The organism is Pseudomonas sp. SJZ078 (genome assembly GCF_007828255.1).
Classification (GTDB): domain Bacteria; phylum Pseudomonadota; class Gammaproteobacteria; order Pseudomonadales; family Pseudomonadaceae; genus Aquipseudomonas.
Map to the genome: position 1 here is coordinate 1 of NZ_VIUG01000038.1, position 18,720 is coordinate 18,720.

The window sequence follows — 18,720 nt, forward strand, 5'->3', positions numbered from 1 at the left end:
GCTTTAAGCACTCCGGGCATTCAGCTTGCCACTCACCGCTCTCACCATCAGTTTAATCGCAGAGCAAGACACAAGCGGGCTTGCTCGCGAAGGCGTCGAATCAGCAGCATTGATGTTGATTGAGACACCGCTTTCGCGAGCAAGCCCGCTCCTACAAGGGGATGTACGCCTAGACCTGCTGCGACAGCAACTGCCCATCAGCCATGCGCAGGCGCTTGGACAGGGAGACGGCGAGGGCGCGGATGATTTTTGCGGCGACCTTGGGAGCGTCGTTGAGCATTTTTTCCAGGGAATCCTTGCCCAGATTCAGCAGCTGGCAATCACTGGCGGCGATGCAACTGGCCGAACGCCGTTCGCCATCGAGCACCGCCATCTCACCGAACGCCCGGCCGCTGCGCAGGGTGGCGATGGTCACCGCTTGCCCGTCGGGACCGGTCTTCTGCACGGCCACCTGGCCAGTGTGGATGATGCACATGAAGCTGCCGGCATCGCCCTCGCGGAAAATCGCTTCGCCCTGGGCGATGGCGCTGATGCTGAAGTAACCCGACGCGGCGGCGAAGTCGACGGGCAGCAACTGATCGAACAGGCCGCAGTCCATCAGCCAGTGGCGGATTTCGTTGTTCAGTAAGGTCGGTTCTGGCATGGCTTTACGGTCTTTTTTCTTGTGTCTATTGCGGTTTCGGATTGGCTGGGTTTCAACAGAGCCCTGTGGGAGCGGGCTTGCCCGCGAACACGGACTGACATTCAACGGATGCGTCGACTGACATACCGAATTCGCGAGCAAGCCCGCTCCCACAATTTGAGACCGCGTCGTTCCCTAAGACCCGGTCCTCAACCAGAGTTCCTCAAGCCTTGCCCCAAATCTTCAACACAAATGCATATTCGAGCGCTACGTCACGCAATCCCTGGTAGCGTCCGCTCATTCCACCGTGGCCTGCGCCCAGTTCGGTCTTGAGCAGCAATGGGTTGTCATCGGTCTTGGTGGCGCGCAATTTCGCGACCCATTTGGCCGCTTCCCAATACTGCACGCGGCTGTCGTTGTAACCGGCGATGACCAGCAGCGCCGGGTACGCCTGGGCGCGGACGTTTTCGTAGGGCGCATAGGCCCTGATCCGATCATAGACGTCCGGCTCCTCCGGATTGCCCCATTCGTCGTATTCGGTGACGGTCAGTGGCAGGTCCGGGTCGAGCATGGTGTTGAGCACATCGACGAACGGCACTTCGGCAATCGCGACCTTGAACAGCTCCGGGCGTTGATTGAGGACCGCGCCGATCAGCAGGCCACCGGCGCTGCCGCCGCTGATCGCCAGTTGTTCGGCAGTGGTAAAGCCATTGGCGATCAGGTGCTCGGCGCACGCGATGAAGTCGCTGAAGGTGTTGTGTTTGTGTTCCTGCTTGCCGGCGCGGTACCAGGCTTCGCCGAGTTCGCCGCCACCACGCACATGGGCGATGGCAAAGGCGATGCCGCGGTCGAGCAGGCTCAGTCGTGCATGGGAGAACCACGGATCGAGGCTTTCACCATAGGCGCCGTAGCCATACAGATACAGCGGCACCGGTTGGCCGAGGGCTTCGCGCTTGACCACCAGGCTGATGGGCACCTGGGTGCCGTCCGGTGCTGTCGCCCACAGACGCTGGCTGACATAGGCATCGGCGTCGAACGGGCCCAACACGGGGGTTTGCTTGAGGACCACCTGCGCGCCACTGGCAAGGTCCAACTGACGGATCTGCGCCGGGCGGTTCAGGGCCTCATAGCGCAGGCGGATGCGCTCACTGGCGAACTCCAGGCTGTTCTGCACATGCAGGCTATAGGCTGCATCCGGCAGTTGCACGCGATAAGCCGGCAAATCCTGTGGATGCACCTCGATGATCGGCAGGCCACCCTCCCGCAGGCTCAAGGTCATGGCGCCGGCGTTCAGGCTCAGCCCATCGATCATCACCGTGTCGCTGTGGGGAATCAGGTTCCGCCAGTCGGCCTCGGTTGGCGCCATGCCCGTGTCGGGGGCCTGGTACAGCGCGAAATTGATCCCGTCGCGATTGGTGCGGATCAGCCAGGTCCATTGGCCGTCGAGCAGGCCGTGGTCGACGTCGTATTCGTGATGCTCCACCCGGGGCGCCAGGCAGGTGAAGGGCAGTTGAGGTTGGGCGGCATCCAGTACCCAGACTTCGCTGGTGGTCTTGCTGCCCAGGGACAGGATCAACTGCCGCTCGGAGCTCGAACGGTAGCAATGCAGAAAGAAGCGTCCGTCCGGCTCATGAAACACTTCTTCGGCGGCAGTGCCATCAAGGCGATAGCGCCAAAGTTTGTGGGGCCGGTGGGTTTCGTCCAGTTCGCCGAAAAACAGCGTCAGGCTGTCGTTGGCCCAGGTCATGCTGCCGTCGCAGTTTTCGAAGGACAGTTCGCTGACCTTGTCGTTGGACAGCTCCTTCACGAACAGCGTATAGATTTCGTCGCCCGTGGTGTCCAGGCTATAGGCCAGGCGCTGGTGGTCGGGGCTGATGCTGAACGCACCGAGGGAAAAGAAACCGCCACCTGCCAGAGCGTTCGGGTCCAGCAGCAACTGCTCGTAGTGTTCGTCCACGGTCAGGCTATCGTCCGCCGGACGCGGGCAGCGATAGTGGCGCGGGTATTCGTCGCCGGCCGTGGTGCGGGTGTAGTACAGATAGGGACCCCAGGGCGAGGGCAGGGACAGATCAGTCTCGAGGATCCGTCCCTTGATTTCCTGGAACAGGGTTTCGCGCAGTTCGGCCTGGTCGGCGAGTTGGTCTTCCTGGAAGCGATTTTCGGCCTTGAGGTAGTCGAGCACCGCGTCGGTGTCGCGTTCCTGCAGCCAGGCATACGGGTCGACACCGGGGTCCTTGCGGGCTACCGGGGCGTTGGAAACATGGGCGGATAAGGACATGAAAGGCTCTCGAACATATTCATGGCGCACGTCTGGGCAGCCTGACGGGCGAAAAGCCGTTACTATAAGCGCCTCTTTGCCTGCCTTGCCATGGACACCATGACCGAGAACGACTATCTGATCGCCTGGGGCCTCTACGCCTTCGCCGCACTGGGCTGCCTGCTGGTATGGATGCGCCTCACCCGCTGGATGTGGCGCTGGTTGCGCGAGCCGCTGCGGTTGCTGGTGGCGGTGTTGCTGTTCTGCCCCACCATTGTCGACCCGGTGAAGGACAAATTCGCCCCGGCTCTGGCCATTGTTGCCCTGGACATTCTGTTCAAGGTGGGCAACAACGTCTGGCGCGCGGCGTCCGATCTGCTCATGTACGGCATGATCGCCTTCGGCGTCTATTTGATCTTCGCATTGATCCGCTTCCCCATCGAGCGTGCATCCAACGCCCGCAAGGAGCGGGCCGCCGCCGCAAAAGCGGCTGCCGCCGCGGCTGATGCGGAGGATGACGAGCCGCCGTTCGGTGTAGCCGGCGATGACCGTTACGGTCGCCCGCCGGTACCGAGCAATCCCCAGCGTTCACGTATCGAGCCGCGTCTGTAACCCGGCCTGCCCCTTCAAGCGAGAGTCCGAGCATGTGTGAGTTACTGGGCATGAGTGCCAATGTGCCGACCGACATCGTGTTCAGCTTCACCGGCCTGATGCAGCGCGGCGGCAAGACCGGGCCGCACCGGGACGGGTGGGGTATCGCGTTCTATGAAGGCCGTGGCCTGCGCCTGTTTCAGGACCCCGCGGCCAGCAGTGAGTCGGAAGTGGCGAACCTGGTACAGCGCTATCCGATCAAGAGCGAAGTGGTGATCGGGCATATCCGCCAGGCCAATGTCGGCAAGGTTTGCCTCTCCAACACCCACCCGTTCGTGCGCGAGCTGTGGGGACGGAACTGGTGTTTTGCCCATAACGGCCAGCTCGCGGGTTTCCAGCCGGCGGTAAGTTTTTACCGCCCGGTGGGCGATACCGACAGCGAAGCGGCGTTCTGCGACCTGCTCAACCGCGTGCGCCAGGCTTTTCCGGAGCCGGTGGAGGTTGAGCAATTGCTGCCCTCGCTGATCCAGGCCTGTTCCGAGTACCGCAGCAAGGGTGTGTTCAATTGCCTGCTCAGCGACGGCGACTGGCTGTTCTGCTATTGCTCGACCAAACTGGCCCAGATCACCCGTCGCGCGCCGTTTGGCCCGGCGCGGCTCAAGGACGTGGATGTGATTGTGGATTTCCAGGCCGAAACCACGCCCAACGACGTGGTCACGGTGATCGCCACCGAACCCTTGACCGAAAACGAAACCTGGACCCGCTACGAACCGGGCCAATGGAGCCTGTGGCGACGCGGCGAATGCGTCAGCCATGGCCGCACCGAATAAGGACGTCACGTTATGTTGCTCAGTTATCTACGGCTGGTGTTGTTTGCAGTGGGCCTTCTGGTCGGGGTCCAGGTACCGGGTTTCATCAGCGATTACGCCAAGCGGGTCGAAGCACACCTGATCGAGGCCCAGAACGGCCTGCAAGGGTTTCAGGGCACCGCCAACCAGTTTTTCAAGGGTGACATGCAGGCCCTGGTGGCCCATTACCGTGCCAGTGAGGACCCGATCTTTCGCAGCGATGCCGACAGCCTGAACACCCTGCTGGTGCGCCAGCAGGCGCTGGACAAGCAATACCAGGCGATGAAAGGCCCGTGGTATATCCGCTTGTTGCAAGTGGTGCTGGCCGCCGATCCGGACATCCGCAAGGAAACCTGGAACGGCTACAGCTACCAGATCCTGCTGACCCCCGAAGCGATGATCTGGGGCATCGGCGGCGCCATGCTGCTGTCGTTCGGCCTGGAATGCCTGTTCCGCCTGATCGACTGGGTGGTGCTGGGTGGCAAGCGCCTGCGCCAGAGCCGACCGATTGAAGAGCGGGATTTGCGCGGGCTGTAACACCGAGATCAAAACAGCTTTGTTGTGGCGAGGGGATGAATCCCCTCGCCACAACAGCATTCCAACCAGACACTCCACCGTTTCCCACCCAATCAACTTTTTCTTATGACCCGTCCGCAATTTTATTCGTTGGACGCGCCGCGCCGTGGGCCCAAGAATCGGCGCAACCGGTCTCTACGTTCGCAGCGTCGAGACTTATAACAATAAAACCGTGGAGAACCACCATGAGTGCCCCTGACACACTCGGCGTCCCCCAATCCCAGGCCCGTTCCGGTCCGTTCGACTGGTATCGCAACATCAATCAGCAGGAACGCCGCACCTTCTGGAGCTGCAAGATCGGTTATGCCCTGGACGGCATGGATACGCAGATGCTCAGTTTCGTGGTGCCGACCCTGATCGCGATGTGGGGTATCACCACCGGGCAAGCGGGGCTGATCCACACCAGCACCCTGATCGCCTCGGCTATCGGCGGCTGGGTAGCCGGTATTCTTTCGGACCGCATCGGTCGGGTCCGCACCCTGCAACTGACCGTGTTGTGGTTCGCCTTCTTCACCTTCCTGTGTGGCCTGGCCCAGAGTTACGAACAACTGCTGATCGCCCGTACCCTGATGGGCTTCGGCTTCGGTGGCGAATGGACCGCCGGCGCCGTGCTGATGGGCGAGGTGATCCGCGCCAAGGACCGCGGCAAGGCGGTTGGCATGGTGCAGGCGGGGTGGGCGCTGGGGTGGGGCATGACAGCGATTCTGTATGCGCTGCTGTTCTCGGTGCTGGCGCCGGAAGACGCCTGGCGCGCCCTGTTCATGCTTGGCCTGGTCCCGGCGATATTCGTGATTTTCGTCCGGCGACTGGTCAAGGATCCAGAGATCTATAACCAGACCAAAGCGCGCGAGGAACCGAGCAATCCGGCGAGGTTCTACGAGATTTTCGCACCTGGCATCCTCTTCACCACGATTCGCGCTTCGTTGCTGACCACCGGTGCGCTGGGTGGCTACTACGCCATCACCTCGTGGCTGCCGACCTTCCTGAAAAATGAACGTGGCTTGAGCGTCCTGAGTACCGGTGGCTACCTGGCGATGGTGATTGTCGGGTCCTACGTGGGTTATGTCATCAGCGCCTACTTGACTGACATCCTGGGCCGCAAGAAGAACTTTGTCCTGTTCGCCATCGGTTCGTTCGTCATCGTGTTGCTGTACACCCAGATGCCGGTAAGCAATAACGTGATGCTCTGGCTCGGCTTCCCCCTGGGCTTCTTCGCGTCGGGGATGTTCAGCGGCATGGGCTCGTTCCTGACCGAGCTGTTTCCGACCCGTATCCGCGGTTCGGGCCAGGGTTTCTGCTACAACATCGGTCGGGCACTGGCGGCGCTGTTCCCGTTGCTGATCGGCCTGCTGAGCCAGAAGGTGCCCTTGAGTGTCGGTATCGGTGCGTTCGCAGCCGTGTCCTACGGCGTGGTGATCCTGGCGGCCCTCAGTCTGCCGGAAACCCAGGGCAAACAATTGGATGCCGACTAACTGATAACCTGTGGGGCACATGCCCCATGGCCAGAAACAACCTACAGGAGCGTTCACAGTGAACCGCCTGCTATTGAACTGCGACATCGGCGAAAGCTTCGGCAACTGGACCATGGGTCTGGACGCCGAGGTGATGCCCTTCATCGATTGCGCCAACATCGCCTGCGGTTTTCATGCCGGTGACCCGAGCATCATGCGCAAGACCGTCAGCCTGGCCCTGAGCCATGGCGTAAAAATCGGCGCACACCCGGCCTATCAGGATCTGGCGGGTTTCGGCCGTCGCTCCATGGCCTACACCGCCCAGGAACTGCAGGACCTGCTGCATTACCAGATCGGCGCCCTCGACGGCATTTGCCGGGCCCAGGGTGGGCGGGTCAGCTACGTCAAACCCCATGGCGCGATGTACAACGACATGATGGCCAACCCGGCACAGTTGCGTGCTGTGATCCAGGCTGTCGCGGCCTACGACCCGCAGTTGCCGCTGATGCTGATGGCGACCCGGGACAACAGCGCCGCCCAGGCCCTGGGCGACGAATATGGCCTGACGTTGTGGTTCGAAGCTTTCGCCGACCGTGCCTACGACAGCGCCGGCCACCTGGTTTCACGGCAGTTGCCGGGCGCGGTGCATCACGACGCCGAGGTCATCATCGGGCAGGCCCTGACCATCGCCCGCGGCGACTCGTTGACCGCCACCGATGGCAGCGCGTTGCTCCTGCATGCCAATACCTTGTGCGTGCACGGCGACAACACCAGCTCCGTGGCGGCGGTGCAACGCATCCGTGAGGCACTGGACGGGCAGCGTGCATCATGAAACCACGGGTGGAAGTGGTGGCGGTGGACTGCCTGATGGTGCGCCTGTTCGATGAGATCGCCGAGACCCACATGCCGTGGATGCTCGCTGCCAGCGAGCGCCTGCGCGAGGTGTTCGCCGAATACCTGATCGACCTGGTGCCGTCCTACACCACGCTCATGGTGCATTACGACATGCTGGCGCTGAACCCGGCACAGGCTCGGGATCTGGTCAACGAGGCGCTGAACAATCTGTCCCCCGATGCCTGCTCGGTCGGCCAGCGCCATGTGCTGCCTGTGTGGTACGACCCCAGCGTCGGGCCTGAACTGAGCCTGTTGTCGAGCCGCAGCGGGTTGACGGTGGAACAGGTGATCCGTCGCCACAGCGAGCACGAATACCAGGTGTTTGCCCTGGGCTTTGCCCCCGGATTTGCCTTCATGGGGCTGGTGGACGAAGTACTGGCCGCGCCGCGCCTCGACACGCCGCGCAAGCGGGTGGCCGCGGGCAGCGTCGGCATTGCCGAGCGCCAGACCGCGGCGTACCCATTGGTGTCGCCCGGCGGCTGGAACCTGATCGGTCGTACTCCGGCCAAATTGTTCGATCGCGAACGTGACGGCTACAGCCTGATGCAGCCCGGCGACACGGTGCGTTTTGTCGCCGTGGATCACGCTGAATTCATCGCATTGGGTGGGGACGACACACCGCAGGAGGCCCTGGCATGAGCCGTTTGTTGATCGAGGCCAGCACACCGCTGTGCCTGTTGCAGGACGGTGGCCGTTTCGGCGTCAGGCATCTGGGCGTGACCCAGGGCGGCGCGGCGGATTGGCTGTCGATGGCCTGGGCCAACTGGATGCTGGGCAATGCCCTGGACGCGACGGTAGTGGAGATCACCCTCGGTGGCTTCACGGTGGTGGCTGAAGAGGATTGTGTATTGGCGCTGGCCGGGGCAGACCTCGGGGCACGGCTGGACGGCCAGGCCGTGGCAGCGTGGCGCTATTTCAGTTTGCGCAAGGGCCAGACCCTGTCGTTGACCCAACCTGTGCTGGGTGCTCGGGCGTACCTCGCGGCCCCCGGTGGGTTCGATGCACCGGCGGTGCTGGGCAGCCGGGCGACGGTGGTGCGTGAAGAGCTCGGCGGCCTGGATGGGCTGGGGCGAGCGCTGGGCCGTGGCGAGCACTTGAGCTATTCGGGCCCGGCCACGCCTCGGCCGATGCCGGGCAGGTTGATTCCGGATTTCCAGCAGGCCCGGCCGCTGGACCTGATCCTGGGGGCGCAGAATGGCGCGTTCAGCGGACGGAGCCTGTTCGATGCGTTCAACACGCCTTGGACACTGGACAGCCGCGCCGACCGCATGGGCATCCGCTTGCTGGGCGCCGGGCTGGAATACCAGGGACCTGCGATGATTTCCGAGGGCATTCCCCTGGGGGCCGTGCAGGTACCGCCGGACGGCCAGCCGATCGTGCTGCTCAACGACCGGCAGACCATTGGCGGCTACCCCCGCCTGGGCGCCTTGACGCCGTTGGCCCTGGCCCGGCTGGCGCAATGCCTGCCAGGCACGCAGGTGCGGTTGCGGCCGGTGGTGCAGGAGGTTGCGCATCGGCAGCAGGCGGAGTGTTTGCGCGGATTCATGGACCGCTGAAAGCATCGCGAGCAGGCTCGCTCCCACAGGGATCTTATGGATGACAAAGATCCGGTGTGGGAGCGAGCCCTGCTCGCGATGAGGTCCGAATGGTCGACAAGAATCTTTACTTGGAAAGAAACCGCATTCCTTCCTCCAACCCCCGCAGGGTCAGCGGGTACATCCGGTCCTCCACCAACTCCCGCACGATGTTGGTCGAGGCGGTGTAGCCCCAGGTGTCCTTCGGATAAGGGTTGATCCAGATGAGCTTTTTGTATTTCTCCATGAAGCGCTGCATCCACACGTAGCCTGCTTCCTCGTTCCAGTGTTCGACGCTGCCGCCGGCCTGGGTGATTTCATAGGGCGCCATGGCGGCGTCGCCGATGAAGATCACTTTGTAGTCGGCGCCGTACTTGTGCAGCAGGTCCTGGGTCGAGGTGCGTTCCGAGGTGCGGCGCAGGTTGTTTTTCCATACCGACTCGTACACGAAGTTGTGGAAGTAGAAATACTCCAGGTGTTTGAACTCGGTCTTGCAGGCCGAGAACAGTTCTTCGCAGATTTTCACGTGGGCATCCATCGAGCCGCCGATGTCGAACAGCAGCAACAGCTTGACGGTGTTGCGTCGTTCGGGGCGCATCTGGATGTTCAGCAGGCCGGCGTCCCGGGCGGTGTGGTCGATGGTGCCATCGATGTCCAGTTCTTCGGCTGCCCCTTGGCGAGCGAACTTGCGCAGGCGACGCAGGGCGATCTTGATGTTGCGGGTGCCCAGTTCCACCTGGTCGTCGAGGTTCTTGTACTCGCGTTGGTCCCAGACCTTCACGGCCTTGCCCTGGCGCTTGCCGGCGTCGCCGACGCGGATGCCTTCGGGGTTGAAACCACCGGAGCCGAACGGGCTGGTGCCGCCGGTGCCGATCCACTTGTTGCCGCCGGCATGGCGCTCCTTCTGTTCTTCCAGGCGCTTCTTGAATTCTTCGATCAGCTTGTCCAGGCCGCCCAGGGACTGGATCTGCGCCCGCTCCTCATCGGTCAGCGAACGCTCGAACTCCTTGCGCAGCCAGTCCTCGGGAATCAGCGCCTGGAGGTGATCGTCGAGTTTCTCCAGACCGTTGAAATAGGCGGCGAACGCCCGGTCGAATTTGTCGAAATGCCGTTCATCTTTCACCAGGATCGCCCGGGACAGGTAATAGAACTCGTCCATGTCGGCGAAGATCACCCGCTGTTTCAGCGCGTTGATCAGGTCCAGCAGCTCACGCACCGACACGGGCACCTTGGCGGCGCGCATCTCATTGAACAGATTCAGCAGCATGGCAGTTGCCCTCGTGCTTGTTGACGAAGAGGGCTCAACGCGTGCCGCGACGGCTCATGAACGCCAGGCGCTCAAGCAACTGCACGTCCTGTTCGTTCTTGACCAGTGCACCGGCCAGCGGCGGGATGGCCTTGGTCGGATCGCGCTCGCGCAGCACCGCTTCGCCGATGTTGTCGGCCATCAGCAGCTTGAGCCAGTCCACCAGCTCGGACGTGGAGGGTTTCTTCTTCAGGCCCGGCACTTTGCGCACGTCGAAGAACACGTCCAGCGCTTCGCTGACCAGGTCTTTCTTGATGTCCGGGTAGTGCACATCGACGATTTTCTGCAGGGTGACGCGGTCCGGGAAGGCGATGTAGTGGAAGAAACAGCGGCGCAGGAAGGCATCCGGCAGCTCTTTTTCGTTGTTGGAGGTAATGATGATGATCGGACGCTGCTTGGCCTTGATGGTTTCATTGGTCTCGTAGACGTAGAACTCCATCTTGTCGAGTTCCTGCAACAGGTCGTTGGGAAACTCGATGTCGGCCTTGTCGATCTCGTCGATCAGCAGGATGACCCGTTCTTCGGACTCGAAAGCCTCCCAGAGCTTGCCCTTCTTCAGGTAGTTGCGCACGTCGTGGACTTTATCCACCCCCAGTTGCGAGTCCCGCAGGCGGCTGACTGCGTCGTACTCGTACAGGCCCTGGTGGGCCTTGGTGGTGGACTTGATGTGCCAGGTGATCAGACGCGCGCCGAAGGACTGCGCCAGTTGTTCGGCCAGCATGGTCTTGCCGGTGCCCGGTTCGCCCTTGACCAGCAATGGCCGCTCCAGGGTAATGGCGGCGTTCACGGCCAGCTTCAGGTCATCGGTGGCCACGTAGGCGCTGGTGCCTTCGAACTTCATCTGCAGTTTCCTCGAACGTGTCGCTGGCCCGGCGAGGCGGGGCGCGCGAAATAAATGGCGTGCCCGACTATAACGCGACGTCCCGCCGACTGTGAACGCAGACGCTGTATTCAGTCTCTGAATGAGGCGTCACATGTTGACTCGGTCTTGGCGTATTTCTATGGGGACTCCCCCTCGCCACAAAAAAGACGCACGCCCTAATCCTTGGAAGGCGGTGGCTGCTCGTAGCGCGCATTGAACGCTTCGATGAACCCGTTGCGCAGGATCTGCAGGAAGGCTTCGAAGGCGCTGATGTCCTGTTGATGGACATTGCCACTGAGTTCAACCCGGGTGGCGAACTGGTTCTTGCGCTGGTTCTTCAGGGCCGTTTCGCCTGCGCCGACCAGCGCTTCCCAGACCGAGCGGAAAATGTTCTTTTTCTCGTTTTCCACATCCTGTTGCCAATCGAATACATCCACATCTCGCAGCAAAGGTTTGATGTAGCCGCTGAGTTTGGCGTTGTTTGCTTCAGCTTCGATCACCAGGTCGCCATGGCCGGCGTTGAAGTCGAACTTGCCATAGGCCGCGGCGAAATCGTTCAGGCGCTTGAGTTCGATGTTCCTGGCCCGCAGACGGAAATCGAAATCCTCGAACTTGCTCAGCGGGTCAAAGGTGGCTTGCATCTCCAGCGGCGCGTGTTCGGCCACCAGGGCCTTGCCCTCGAAGCGGGCGTCGCGCTTGCCTTCGGTGTCGACCACGTTGGTCAGGTTATAGAAGCTGGCATTGACCTCGGTAGCCCGCAGGTTGACCGGTGGCTTGGAGTTGAAGTTGCGAAAGGTCACCTTGCCCTCCCTGATCCGCACTTCGTTGAAGGTAATAGGCAGCAGTTTGCTCAGTTGCTCGCGCCAATTGGTACCCTGGCCGGTCTGGGAAGCTTGCCGGTTGCCGCCGCCATCGACGAAATTCACTTCGGGGCGGGCGAACTCCGCCTCGGCCACCACCGCGTGGTCGTACCACAGCGAGTGCCAGCTGACCGAGAGGTCGACCAGTGGCGCGTCGACGAACGGCACCGGGACCTTGCCGTCGACCTTGACGATTTTCAGACCGTTGATCCGATAGGCCCCGCGCCAGAGCGCCAGGTCCACGTCAATGACCTGGCCGCGGTAGTCGCCCATGTCGGCCAGTTTGTCGTTCAGGTAATTGCGCACGAGGTAAGGCAACGTGAAATGCAGGGCCACCAGCACCGCAACGATGGCCGCAAGGGTCCACAGTGGCCAGCTGTATCGACGCTTCATGTCATTGAGTCTCCGGCAATATTAAAACCATTGACCGTTGCGGCATCGCGAACGTTCGCTGCAACTGGACGCCCTTGGGCAACAGGCATACCTTTAGTCGCTGGTATTCACGCCTCACTAAGGACCTCGTCATGAGCCGTATCTACGCTGACAACGCCCATTCCATCGGCAATACGCCACTGGTACAGATCAACCGCATTGCCCCGCGGGGCGTGACCATCCTGGCCAAGATCGAAGGGCGCAACCCGGGGTATTCGGTCAAGTGCCGGATCGGCGCGAACATGATCTGGGACGCTGAAAGCACCGGCAGGCTCAAGCCGGGCATGACCATTGTCGAGCCGACCTCGGGCAATACCGGAATCGGCCTGGCGTTCGTTGCCGCCGCTCGTGGCTACAAGCTGATGCTGACCATGCCGGCCTCCATGAGCATCGAACGGCGCAAGGTGCTCAAGGCCCTGGGTGCCGAGCTGGTGCTGACCGAACCGGCCAAGGGCATGAAGGGGGCCATCGACAAAGCCGCCGAGATAGCTGCCAGCGACCCGTCCAGCTACTTCATGCCACAGCAGTTCGATAACCCGGCGAACCCGGCGATCCACGAAAAAACCACCGGTCCGGAAATCTGGAGCGACACCGACGGCGCGGTGGACGTGCTGGTGGCAGGCGTGGGCACCGGTGGCACCATTACCGGGGTCTCCCGCTATATCAAGAACACCTGCGGCAAGCCGATCCTGTCGGTGGCGGTGGAGCCGGAAAGTTCGCCGGTGATCACCCAGGCGCTGGCGGGCCAGGAAATCAAGCCCAGCCCCCACAAGATCCAGGGGATTGGCGCTGGATTCGTGCCGAAGAACCTGGATCTGTCGATGGTCGATCAGGTTGAGCGGGTAACGGACGACGAATCCAAGGCCATGGCCCTGCGCTTGATGCAGGAGGAGGGCATTCTGTGTGGCATCTCCTGTGGCGCGGCGATGGCCGTGGCCGCACGCCTGGCGGAAAAACCGGAGATGCAGGGCAAGACCATCGTGGTGATCCTGCCGGATTCGGGCGAGCGGTACTTGTCGAGCATGCTGTTCAGTGATCTGTTTAGCGAGCAGGAAAACCAGCAGTAATACGGTGGCAGGAAAGCCTCTGTGGCGAGGGGATAAATCCCCTCGCCACAGAGGCCTTCAGCAGGATTGAAGGTGTCTTGACTGGCGTCAGCCAGGGTTCAGGTGACGCCTGTTAGGTTTATTGCGTCCTGCACAACAGTGAATATTGCGTCAGACGATTTTTACCCGGGCCATGAGCATTTAGGCTCTGTACGAAAGGCCCACGGCCACGTCGGGCAGTTGACGTGGCCTCCGTTGTTTTTTGACAAGGAGTTATGAATGACCGTTTCGTTTGTCGCCAAGGCGTCGGTATTGCTGCTGTTTCTGGGCAGTACTCTTTATGTGCACCTGCGCGGCAAGGCGCGTTTGCCGGTGTTGCGCCAGTTCGTCAATCACTCGGCGCTGTTCGCCCCCTATAACACCCTGATGTACCTGTTCTCCGGCGTACCTTCCCGGCCGTACCTGGACCGCAGCAAGTTCCCCGAACTGGATGTGCTCAAGGACAACTGGCAGGTCATCCGTGACGAGGCGATGCACCTGTTCGACGAGGGTTACATCCGGGCTGCCGAGAAGAACAACGACGCCGGCTTCGGTTCGTTCTTCAAAAAGGGCTGGAAGCGTTTCTACCTCAAGTGGTACGACAAACCGCTGCCGTCGGCCGAAGTGCTGTGCCCAAGGACCGTCGAGCTGGTCAACCGGATTCCCAATGTCCGCGGCGCGATGTTTGCGTTGCTGCCGGGGGACAGCCATTTGAACCCGCACCGCGATCCGTTCGCCGGCTCGTTGCGCTATCACCTGGGGCTTTCCACACCCAACTCCGACGATTGTCGGATCTTCGTCGATGGCCAGATCTATGCGTGGCGTGACGGCGAAGACGTGATGTTCGATGAGACCTACGTGCATTGGGTCAAGAATGAAACACCCCAGACTCGCGTGATCCTGTTCTGCGACGTCGAGCGCCCCTTGAGCAACCGGTTGATGACCCGTCTCAATCGCGCTGTCAGCGGCATGCTTGGTCGCGCTACCGCGCCGCAGAATCTGGATGACGAACGCGTCGGCGGCATCAACCAGGCCTATGCCTGGAGCAAGTCGTTCAGCGACGGTATCAGCGGTCGGGTCAAGCAATGGAAACGCAAGTATCCCAAAGTGTATCGGGTGATGCGGCCGGTACTGGCAGTGCTGGTGCTCACGGCGCTTGGCTATTGGTTGTTCGGTTAACGGTTGCGCAATACCTCGGGCGCTGGTTATAGTCGGCGCTCGTCGGGTTTTCGAACCCACTCCTCAAAGAGATCGGCTCATGCCTGTATCCCCTGTCATCGCGGTTGTGGTTCCAGCGTCCAACGCTGGCGTCGTGCCGTGCGGGGATCAGCAGCCTGTGCAGATCGGTCAATACCCCCCACCTGCCAGTAGCCCATCGGTATACGCCGTCGTATCACCGCCGGGTGTTGGCGTGCAGGGCTGATCGGCAACGGTTGCCATCCCCTGTGCCTGCCTGAAAAAACTACTGGACTTCAGCCTCGGCTGAGTTGGCTTTTGCCTGACTACAGGTGGTATCCATGTTTTCCCTATCCAAGAACGCCTTATTGGCGGCGGCTTCCACGAGCCTGTTCGTCCTGCTGTGGAGCAGCGGGGCAATCTTTTCCAAACTGGGCCTGGCCCACGCTTCACCTTTTGCTTTCCTGCTAATCCGATTTGCCATCGCACTGTGTGCATTGGTGCTGTTGATCCCGGTGTTCAAGTTCAAGCTACCCAAGGCCGGTAAGCCGATGATTTTTGCCGCGACCACCGGATTGGTGCTGCTGGGGGCCTATCAGATTTTTTATCTGCTGGCCCTGCAAATGAACGTGACCCCCGGCATGATGGCGACCCTGATGGGCGTACAACCCATTCTTACCGTCGTACTCGTGGAACGGCAGCGTTCCTGGCAGCGTCTGTTCGGCCTGGCACTCGGGTTGGTCGGACTGGTCATGGTGGTGTACCAAGGCATCGGGTTGGCCGGGATGTCGTTGACCGGGATGCTGTGCGGCTTGCTGGCGCTGGTGTCCATGACCGCGGGCTCGATCATGCAGAAGCGCATCACCGATAATCCCCTCGGCACACTGCCGGTGCAGTACCTGGCCGGGCTTTTATTGTGTGCGGTGTTCGTACCGTTCCAGCCGTTCCATTTCGAAAGCAACGCGGGCTTCATCGTGCCGGTGTTGTGGATGGGGTTGGTGGTCTCGGTGCTGGCAACCTTGCTGCTGTACCGGCTGATTGCGCGGGGCAACCTGGTAAATGTCACCAGCCTGTTCTACCTGGTGCCGGCGGTGACGGCGGTCATGGATTACCTGGTGTTCGGCAACCGGCTGGCGCTGTTGAGCTTGCTGGGGATGGTACTGATCATCGTCGGGCTGGTGTTTGTGTTTCGTAAGAGTGGCTGATCGTTAGATTTTTGCTGACTGTCCCATTGCTTTCGCGAGCAAGCCCGCTCCCACAAGTACTACACAATACCTGTGGGAGCGGGCTTGCTCGCGAATGCATTTTTCGCCACGCCGACACCTTACCGGGCAGGCGCTTCAACCGGTTTCGCTACTGAAGGCTTCAACACCAGCCACAGCGCTGCCGCAATCAGCACCCCGCCATACAGATGGGCCATCCCCAGCGGCTCACCCAGCAACAACGCCCCCCACAGCACGCCGAAAGGCGGAATCAGGAACGTGACGGTCATCGACTTGACCGGCCCGATGGAGCTGATCAGCCGGAAATACAGGATGTACGCCAGCGCGGTGCACACCAGGCCCAACCCCAGCAATGACAGCCAGACGTTCCAGCCGCCCCAGCTGGCCGGAGGGTGGCTGATGACGCTGTAACCGAACAGCGGCAGGAGGAACATCGTGGCGCCGAACATGCTGCCCAGGGTCGAGAGGCGGCTGTCCAGCCCACCCTGATGGTCGAGCCAGCGACGGGTGAAGAATCCGGCGAAACCATAACAGGTGGTGGCCATCAGGCAGGCGAGGGCGCCCATCAACAGTTGCAGGTCGAAGGCCACCGGGCCGGCGCGGGTCAGGATGCCGACGCCAAGCAGTCCGAGGAACACTCCGCTGACCTTGGCCACCGTGAGCTGCTCGCTGAAGAACAGCCCACCGATCAACACCCCCATCAGCGGCGTCGTGGCGTTGAAGATCGCCGAGTAACCGGCCGGAAGGGTCTGGGCCGCCAGGGAATAGAAGGTCGCCGGAATGCCCGAATTGATCAGGCCCAGCCCCATCACGACTTTCAGCTTGCCGCGGAAATTCCAGTCGACCCGCATCAGTGCCAGGATCACCACCAACCCGACGAAGGCGATGGAAACCCGAAAAAAGGCCGTGGGGATCGTGCCGATGACGGGGGCGATAATGCGCATGAACAGGAAGCTCGCCCCCCAGATGGCGGCCAATGACAGCAGACGCAGGAGATCGACGAGGTTCACGAGGGATTCCTTCCATGGTTGGCTCGCAAGTGTCGCCCTCCTGTGGACCGATGGCAATGGTTGCGTTGCCGCGTGATTGGCCTCTAAGCTCAGCCGCTCACAACAAGACGCCCCGCCGAGGTTTTCCCTATGCCGCAGCCATGGCCCGCCAGCGATATCGCCCGTTCGATTCTCGACGGCTTCGACGATTATCGCGAGCATTTCCGGCAGATTACCGACGGTGCCCGTGCCCGGTTCGAGCAGGCCCGATGGCAGGAGGCGCAAGCAGCTTCCGCGGCGCGGATCAATCTGTACGAAGAAAAAGTCTTCGAAACCGTGGCCCGACTGCGCAAGGCCTTCGACGCCGAGGCGCTGATGGATGTGGACTGCTGGCCGCTGGTGAAAAGTGCCTATATCAGCCTGATCGACCTGCGTTTCGACGATGAGCTGTCCGAAACCTGGTACAACTCGATTTTCTGCGGCCTGTTCAGCCATGACCTTATCAGCGACGGCACCATGTTCATCCACACCACCCGGCCGAGCCTGCGCCGGGCCCGTTCCGCACAGACCCGTACCTACAAGCCCCTGGGGCAACTGGACCGGATGCTCGCGGACATTTTCGCCGATTACCGGTTCAGTGAGGACTACGCTGACTTGGCGGGCGACCTGCGGCGCCTCGAAGCCCAGCTGCGGGAAAACCTGCCGGATTGGGTCTGCAAGGACCCGGAGTTGACCGTGGAGCTGTTCTCATCGGTGCTCTATCGCAACAAGGGCGCCTACCTGGTTGGCCGGATTTTCACCCGCGACGACCAGTGGCCGCTAGTGATTCCGCTGCTGCACCGCGAGGGCCGGGGCATCCAGATCGACGCGCTGATCACCGACGAGGCCCAGGTCTCGATCATCTTCTCGTTCACCCGTTCGTATTTCATGGTGGACGTGCCGGTGCCGGCGGAATTCATTGGCTTCCTCAAGCGTATCCTGCCGGGCAAACATGTCGCCGAGCTGTACACCTCCATCGGTTTTTACAAGCACGGCAAGTCCGAATTCTACCGGGCCTTGATCAACCACCTGGCGAACACCGACGACCGTTTCATCATGGCGCCGGGGGTGCGTGGCATGGTCATGAGCGTGTTCACGCTGCCGGGTTTCAACACGGTGTTCAAGATCATCAAGGACCGTTTCTCGCCGTCGAAAAACGTCGACCGGGCCACGGTGATCGAGAAGTACCGGTTGGTGAAAAGTGTCGACCGGGTCGGCCGCATGGCCGATACCCAGGAGTTCGCCGACTTCCGTTTCCCCCTGGGCAAATTCGAACCGGCGTGCCTGGAAGAACTGCTGGAAGTGGCCCCCTCCACGGTGTCGGTGGAAGGCGATACGGTGCTGATCCGTCACTGCTGGACCGAACGGCGCATGACACCGCTGAACCTCTATCTGGAAAACGCCAGCGAGGCCCAGGTGCGAGAGGCGCTGGAGGACTATGGCCTGGCCATCAAGCAACTGGCGGCGGCCAATATCTTCCCCGGCGACATGCTGCTCAAGAACTTCGGCGTGACCCGCCATGGTCGCGTGGTGTTCTACGACTACGATGAGATCTGCTTTCTCACCGAAGCCAACTTCCGACACATCCCCCAACCCCGCACCCCGGAAGACGAAATGGCCTCCGAACCGTGGTACTCCATCGGTCCGCTGGACGTGTTTCCCGAAGAGTTTCCGCCGTTCCTGTTCGCCGACGCCGGGCAGCGCAAGCTGTTCGACCAACTGCACGGCGAGTTGTACAACGCCGATTACTGGAAAGGTCTGCAAGAGGCCATTCGGGCGGGGAAGGTGATTGATGTGTTCCCGTATCGGCGCAAGGGATAGGAGCAGCTTCAAGCTTCAAGCTTCAAGCGGCAAGTTTTGAGTTTCCAGCCAACGCCGCTTGCAACTTGCAGCTTGCAGCTTGAAACTTGCCGCTGCTCTTTCTCCCCTTGCGTA

The 18,720-nt window shown here is 61.4% G+C and carries 17 protein-coding genes; 11 read left to right on the forward strand and 6 right to left on the reverse strand.

Annotated elements, in window-relative coordinates; genetic code table 11:
• Positions 1-169 precede the first annotated feature (169 nt).
• Positions 170-643, reverse strand: coding sequence for a cyclic nucleotide-binding domain-containing protein (locus FBY02_RS24440; RefSeq protein ID WP_144930688.1), 474 nt, complete (start codon positions 641-643; stop codon positions 170-172).
• A 202-nt stretch (positions 644-845) separates the two neighbouring features.
• Positions 846-2,900, reverse strand: coding sequence for a S9 family peptidase (locus tag FBY02_RS24450; protein WP_144930692.1), 2,055 nt, complete (start codon positions 2,898-2,900; stop codon positions 846-848).
• 90 nt (positions 2,901-2,990) lie between these two features.
• Here FBY02_RS24450 and FBY02_RS24455 point away from each other — a divergent pair, with 90 nt between their 5' ends.
• The 7 genes from FBY02_RS24455 to FBY02_RS24485 all read left to right on the forward strand — a co-directional run bounded on the left by FBY02_RS24455 (position 2,991) and on the right by FBY02_RS24485 (position 8,795).
• Positions 2,991-3,491 (forward strand): hypothetical protein, encoded by a 501-nt coding sequence (locus FBY02_RS24455; protein WP_041020193.1) that lies wholly within the window; start codon positions 2,991-2,993, stop codon positions 3,489-3,491.
• 32 nt (positions 3,492-3,523) lie between these two features.
• Entirely contained in the window at positions 3,524-4,300 is a 777-nt protein-coding gene (locus tag FBY02_RS24460; RefSeq protein WP_144930694.1) for a class II glutamine amidotransferase, read from the forward strand.
• A 12-nt stretch (positions 4,301-4,312) separates the two neighbouring features.
• Positions 4,313-4,855, forward strand: a complete 543-nt coding sequence (locus tag FBY02_RS24465; protein WP_144930696.1) for a DUF2937 family protein — start codon at positions 4,313-4,315, stop codon at positions 4,853-4,855.
• A 224-nt stretch (positions 4,856-5,079) separates the two neighbouring features.
• Positions 5,080-6,366: an MFS transporter gene (locus FBY02_RS24470; RefSeq protein WP_144930698.1), complete on the forward strand. Its 1,287-nt coding sequence runs from the start codon at positions 5,080-5,082 to the stop codon at positions 6,364-6,366.
• 58 nt (positions 6,367-6,424) lie between these two features.
• A complete protein-coding gene (locus FBY02_RS24475; protein WP_144930700.1) occupies positions 6,425-7,177 on the forward strand; it encodes a 5-oxoprolinase subunit PxpA in 753 nt (250 codons plus the stop codon).
• Positions 7,174-7,878 (forward strand): 5-oxoprolinase subunit PxpB, encoded by a 705-nt coding sequence (pxpB, locus tag FBY02_RS24480; protein ID WP_144930702.1) that lies wholly within the window; start codon positions 7,174-7,176, stop codon positions 7,876-7,878. The genes FBY02_RS24475 and pxpB overlap by 4 nt, the downstream gene beginning before the upstream one ends.
• On the forward strand, positions 7,875-8,795 hold the full coding sequence (locus tag FBY02_RS24485; protein ID WP_144930704.1) for a biotin-dependent carboxyltransferase family protein: 921 nt from the start codon (positions 7,875-7,877) through the stop codon (positions 8,793-8,795). Before pxpB ends, FBY02_RS24485 begins: the two co-directional genes overlap by 4 nt.
• 106 nt (positions 8,796-8,901) lie before the next feature.
• Here the strand turns inward: FBY02_RS24485 and FBY02_RS24490 are convergent, their stop codons facing one another.
• The 3 genes from FBY02_RS24490 to FBY02_RS24500 all read right to left on the reverse strand — a co-directional run bounded on the left by FBY02_RS24490 (position 8,902) and on the right by FBY02_RS24500 (position 12,234).
• Complete coding sequence (locus tag FBY02_RS24490; RefSeq protein ID WP_003198888.1) at positions 8,902-10,080, reverse strand: VWA domain-containing protein; 1,179 nt, start codon at positions 10,078-10,080, stop codon at positions 8,902-8,904.
• Between the two features lie 34 nt (positions 10,081-10,114).
• Entirely contained in the window at positions 10,115-10,960 is an 846-nt protein-coding gene (locus tag FBY02_RS24495) for a MoxR family ATPase (RefSeq protein WP_144930705.1), read from the reverse strand.
• 197 nt (positions 10,961-11,157) lie between these two features.
• Complete coding sequence (locus FBY02_RS24500) at positions 11,158-12,234, reverse strand: DUF748 domain-containing protein (RefSeq protein WP_144930707.1); 1,077 nt, start codon at positions 12,232-12,234, stop codon at positions 11,158-11,160.
• Positions 12,235-12,365: 131 nt separating this feature from the next.
• Here FBY02_RS24500 and cysK point away from each other — a divergent pair, with 131 nt between their 5' ends.
• The 3 genes from cysK to FBY02_RS24515 all read left to right on the forward strand — a co-directional run bounded on the left by cysK (position 12,366) and on the right by FBY02_RS24515 (position 15,739).
• A complete protein-coding gene (gene cysK / locus FBY02_RS24505; RefSeq protein ID WP_144930709.1) occupies positions 12,366-13,340 on the forward strand; it encodes a cysteine synthase A in 975 nt (324 codons plus the stop codon).
• Between the two features lie 258 nt (positions 13,341-13,598).
• Entirely contained in the window at positions 13,599-14,537 is a 939-nt protein-coding gene (locus tag FBY02_RS24510) for an aspartyl/asparaginyl beta-hydroxylase domain-containing protein (RefSeq protein WP_144930711.1), read from the forward strand.
• A 338-nt stretch (positions 14,538-14,875) separates the two neighbouring features.
• The gene (locus tag FBY02_RS24515) at positions 14,876-15,739 is read left to right on the forward strand and encodes a DMT family transporter (RefSeq protein WP_144930714.1); all 864 of its coding nucleotides are present in this window, start codon (positions 14,876-14,878) and stop codon (positions 15,737-15,739) included.
• A gap of 119 nt (positions 15,740-15,858) precedes the next feature.
• On the opposite strand, the gene FBY02_RS24520 is transcribed toward FBY02_RS24515, so the two are convergent.
• A complete protein-coding gene (locus FBY02_RS24520) occupies positions 15,859-16,767 on the reverse strand; it encodes a DMT family transporter (RefSeq protein WP_144930715.1) in 909 nt (302 codons plus the stop codon).
• Positions 16,768-16,896: 129 nt separating this feature from the next.
• Between FBY02_RS24520 and aceK the strand changes: the two genes are divergently transcribed.
• Complete coding sequence (gene aceK / locus FBY02_RS24525) at positions 16,897-18,606, forward strand: bifunctional isocitrate dehydrogenase kinase/phosphatase (RefSeq protein ID WP_144930717.1); 1,710 nt, start codon at positions 16,897-16,899, stop codon at positions 18,604-18,606.
• Positions 18,607-18,720: the final 114 nt, after the last annotated feature.

Coding starts and splice junctions, on each gene's coding strand:
- FBY02_RS24440 (WP_144930688.1), bottom strand. CDS start 643: ATGCCAGAACCGACCTTACTGAACAACGAAATCCGCCACTGGCTGATG.
- FBY02_RS24450 (WP_144930692.1), bottom strand. CDS start 2,900: ATGTCCTTATCCGCCCATGTTTCCAACGCCCCGGTAGCCCGCAAGGAC.
- FBY02_RS24455 (WP_041020193.1), top strand. CDS start 2,991: ATGGACACCATGACCGAGAACGACTATCTGATCGCCTGGGGCCTCTAC.
- FBY02_RS24460 (WP_144930694.1), top strand. CDS start 3,524: ATGTGTGAGTTACTGGGCATGAGTGCCAATGTGCCGACCGACATCGTG.
- FBY02_RS24465 (WP_144930696.1), top strand. CDS start 4,313: ATGTTGCTCAGTTATCTACGGCTGGTGTTGTTTGCAGTGGGCCTTCTG.
- FBY02_RS24470 (WP_144930698.1), top strand. CDS start 5,080: ATGAGTGCCCCTGACACACTCGGCGTCCCCCAATCCCAGGCCCGTTCC.
- pxpB (WP_144930702.1), top strand. CDS start 7,174: ATGAAACCACGGGTGGAAGTGGTGGCGGTGGACTGCCTGATGGTGCGC.
- FBY02_RS24485 (WP_144930704.1), top strand. CDS start 7,875: ATGAGCCGTTTGTTGATCGAGGCCAGCACACCGCTGTGCCTGTTGCAG.
- FBY02_RS24490 (WP_003198888.1), bottom strand. CDS start 10,080: ATGCTGCTGAATCTGTTCAATGAGATGCGCGCCGCCAAGGTGCCCGTG.
- FBY02_RS24495 (WP_144930705.1), bottom strand. CDS start 10,960: ATGAAGTTCGAAGGCACCAGCGCCTACGTGGCCACCGATGACCTGAAG.
- FBY02_RS24500 (WP_144930707.1), bottom strand. CDS start 12,234: ATGAAGCGTCGATACAGCTGGCCACTGTGGACCCTTGCGGCCATCGTT.
- cysK (WP_144930709.1), top strand. CDS start 12,366: ATGAGCCGTATCTACGCTGACAACGCCCATTCCATCGGCAATACGCCA.
- FBY02_RS24510 (WP_144930711.1), top strand. CDS start 13,599: ATGACCGTTTCGTTTGTCGCCAAGGCGTCGGTATTGCTGCTGTTTCTG.
- FBY02_RS24515 (WP_144930714.1), top strand. CDS start 14,876: ATGTTTTCCCTATCCAAGAACGCCTTATTGGCGGCGGCTTCCACGAGC.
- aceK (WP_144930717.1), top strand. CDS start 16,897: ATGCCGCAGCCATGGCCCGCCAGCGATATCGCCCGTTCGATTCTCGAC.